Source organism: bacterium (assembly GCA_024224155.1).
Lineage (GTDB): Bacteria > Acidobacteriota > Thermoanaerobaculia > Multivoradales > JAHEKO01 > CALZIK01.
The window spans coordinates 1-2,955 of record JAAENP010000235.1 but is presented as its reverse complement, the minus strand read 5'-3'; the positions used below and the strand labels follow the sequence as shown (position 1 = coordinate 2,955).

The 2,955-nt window shown below is 60.5% G+C and carries 3 protein-coding genes and 2 pseudogenes; all 5 read left to right on the top strand.

All coding sequences use genetic code 11. The features are described 5' to 3' along the window. A partial coding sequence (locus GY769_12640; protein ID MCP4202767.1) for a tyrosine-type recombinase/integrase occupies positions 1–205 on the top strand: 205 nt, incomplete at its 5' end. 13 nt (positions 206–218) lie between these two features. Then, positions 219–383 (top strand): annotated as a pseudogene (locus GY769_12635) (IS91 family transposase). Positions 384–535: 152 nt separating this feature from the next. After that, a complete protein-coding gene (locus GY769_12630) occupies positions 536–1,780 on the top strand; it encodes a tyrosine-type recombinase/integrase (protein MCP4202766.1) in 1,245 nt (414 codons plus the stop codon). Beyond that, positions 1,777–2,684: pseudogene (locus tag GY769_12625) on the top strand (tyrosine-type recombinase/integrase). The gene GY769_12630 and the pseudogene GY769_12625 overlap by 4 nt, the downstream one beginning before the upstream one ends. After that, positions 2,681–2,955, top strand: a 275-nt coding sequence (locus tag GY769_12620; protein MCP4202765.1) for a site-specific integrase, incomplete at its 3' end; no start/stop codon positions are given. The pseudogene GY769_12625 and the gene GY769_12620, both read left to right, overlap by 4 nt.

Sequence of the window (2,955 nt, the reverse complement as noted above, 5' to 3'; positions counted from 1 at the left end):
GCCAGCGACGCCACATTCTCTTCGCCACAGCTTCGCGGTCCATCTACTCGAGGCCGGTGTCAACCTCAAGTATATCCAGGAGCTTCTCGGCCATTCCTCGATTCAGTCAACGCTGATCTATCTCAAGCTCGCGCCCGAGTGCGCCAAGGCCGTTCGCAGCCCACTGGATCAGCTGCCGCCATTGCCGCCGACGCGACAGCGCTGAGGGCAAGACGCCGATGGGTGCCACCTCCCTCGAGCTGGCCGAGATCTTCCGGCGCTACGGCGAAGACTATCGGGAGACCCATGACCTGACGTACCAGCAGCGGCGCGTCATGCGTGCTATTGAGTTGTGTCGGACCGAAGCGCTGGGCGGCCACCTCTGGATTTGTGACCAATGTGGGACCGAGGTCCCGCTGTACAACTCCTGCGTTATGGGGAGCTTTTGGTAATGGAGAGCAGAAAACTTGTCACTTACGCTGGCTAGGCGGCGGCTGATAAATACTCCCCATTAACCGATCCGATCCTACAGCGTCCAATGATCTTAGAGGACGCGATGCTGGATTCTTACTTCGTAGCTCCCAAGACCCTTAGACGCTTGCGCAATGGCACCTTCGGTCCGTACCTCGACGATTTTGCCGAGGAGCTCAAGGAAAAAGGGTATTCGCGCTGGACCGCTCTGACATACCTCAGATCGGCTGCGCATCTGGGGCACTTCGTTGAACGCCAGGCCATCGCGCTGGAGGGCGTCTCCGATGTAACGCTTGATTCGTACCGCCAGCACCTGCTTCGTTGCAGGTGCCCGCGGCCCTTCAGTGGGAAGGTGAATCCCCATGCGTTCTGCGGCGCAAAGCTGTTTGTGGATCATCTTCGGGAGGTCGGGGTCATCGCCGGTGGCATAGCAAAGCAAGCAGAACCGGATCCGCCTCTGATCGACTCATTTGGTCACTGGCTGCAGCGACACCGCGGCGTCTCAGCGCATACTCGTCGGCAACATTGCCGCCGAGCCGCAGACTTCCAGAGGTGCCTTGGAGACGACCCGAGCCTTTACGACGCGCGAGGAATTCGCGAGTTCTTCGCCATGCGCCATCGTACGTCCAGCCAGCGGTCAGCACAGGCTCTCGCCGCCTCGTTACGAGCGTTCTTGCGGTTTCTTATCGTTCAAGGACTGTGTCGTACGGGGCTGGAGCCGGCTGTGCCGACGTTGGCCGGGTGGCGACTGGCAAGCCTGCCCCGGGGTCTTTCTGCCTCCGAAGTCGCTCAGCTCCTCGCTGCATGCGATGGCGAGTCGGTGGCGAGAATTCGTGATCGGGCAATTATCCTCCTTCTGGTTCGGCTCGGTCTACGCGCCGGAGACGTTGCTGAACTGAGGCTCACCGACATCGATTGGAAGGACGGCAGCCTCGTCGTCTCTGGGAAGTCGAGAAGAGAGGTGCGGCTCCCCCTCCCGCAAGAGGTGGGAGATGCCTTGCTGTCCTACCTCGAGCGCAGACCAGCAGCCAACACGGACCGGGCTTTCCTTCGCGTGATTGCTCCCATCGGGCCGTTCCGCCGAGGAGACGCTGTGTCGTCGGTCGTCAAAAGCGTCATGCGGCGAGCTGGCGTGACAGCTCCAGTCACGGGCGCTCACGTCCTGCGGCATACAGCAGCGAGAGAAATGCTACGGCAGGGCGTTTCCCTCTATGAGATCGGCTCCCTTCTTCGACACAGCTCCATTGAGACAACCGCGCACTACTACGCAAAGGTGGACCGGGACCTTCTCGAGAGCGTCGCCCAGCCCTGGCCGGAGATGCTGAGATGATGATCGCGGTCGACTCCTACCTTGCCGTCCGTCGAGCCGCAGGATTCGATCTTTCTGGACAGGAGTACCTGCTGCGTAGCTTCGCGCGTTTCGCCGTGAAGAGAGGTGAAACGCACGTGCGCACATTAACCGCCATTGAGTGGGCAGGGATGGGCCATCGCCTGCGCAGCGCGACACACGCCTGAAAACCGTGGTGCGATTGGCCCGCCATGCCCATCTCGAAGACGCAGGCCACGAGGTGCCTCCGAGTGGGGTTTTCGGCTACCGGAAGAAACGCCGCCTGCCCTTCATCTACTCCAAAGAGGACATCGAGCGATTGCTTGGGGCGGCAGCTCGTCTTCGCCCAACGAATTCACTCCGCCCACATACGTACAGCACATTCTTCGCCCTACTCGCCGTAACAGGCCTACGGCTCTCCGAAGGTCGCGGGCTGCGATTCGAAGATGTGACAAAGGATGGACTGATCATTCGCAAAGCCAAGTGCCAGAAGATCCGCCTCGTTCCCCTCCACGAGACGGCCGCCGCTGGATTGGATGGCTATATCGTTCAGCGGAGGCGCCTTCTGACAACCGACGATCATGTCTTCGTCAGCAACAATGGACGAGCTCTCGCTCGGCAAACCGTCTACTCGACCTTTCTGCGCCTCCTGAGATCGAGCGACCTGCTCCGTGCCGCTGGAGATCGTCGTCCTCGCATCCAGGATCTTCGTCACAGCTTCGCGGTTCGGGCACTGGAAGCCTGCCCGGAGGGACGTGACGACGTCGGCCAACACATGCTCGCGCTGTCCACCTACATGGGCCACGCCTCCGTCAAGTGTACATATTGGTACCTGGAGGTGACTCCTCACCTCATGCAGGATATCTCGGCGGCATGCGAAGCATTTCACATGAGGGAGGGAGTATGACGCCGATCGCGCCCTACATCACTGCGTTCCTGCGGGATCACCTTGTCGGGCAACGGGGAGCAAGCGAACACACGCGCGACAGCTACGCTCTCAGCTTCCAACTGCTCTTCACCTTCGCCAGCCAGGAGCTCAGGAGAGCTCCTTCAGATCTTTCACTAGAGGACATCGACGCCCTACTGGTCGCCCGCTTCCTGGAGTACCTCGAAGCGACTCGGAACAACACCAGAGCTACCCGAAACGTCCGACTCGGAGCGATCAAATCGTTCTGCCG